1 protein-coding gene is annotated in these 359 nt (G+C 39.0%); it reads right to left on the reverse strand.

All coding sequences use genetic code 11. From position 1 onward, the window contains the following. The coding region (locus tag JKP71_RS09540; RefSeq protein WP_200407814.1) for a MucBP domain-containing protein at positions 1–359 on the reverse strand (359 nt) is incomplete at both ends.

Genomic DNA, 359 nt, shown 5'->3' on the forward strand with positions numbered 1-359 from the left:
ACTTAACTGTCACATCTTCGGCAGCGACCGCATCTTTAGAATACACATAAGTTACAATTTGAGCTTTATCTGTCAATGTACCTGTCGCATTTGTTGGCAATTTCTTCTCATCAAGTGTGTAACCTGGGATGGTCAATTTATATTCTGGAGTACTTGCATCATATTCATCACCAATATTACCTTTGATGGTTTGTGAATCATGGATAGGTTCTCCTGATTCATCAACGTACTTAACTGTCACATCTTCGGCAGCGACCGCATCTTTAGAATACACATAAGTTACAATTTGAGCTTTATCTGTCAATGTACCTGTCGCATTTGTTGGCAATTTCTTCTCATCAAGTGTGTAACCTGGGATG

Source organism: Lactococcus taiwanensis (genome assembly GCF_014905395.1).
GTDB lineage: Bacteria > Bacillota > Bacilli > Lactobacillales > Streptococcaceae > Lactococcus > Lactococcus taiwanensis.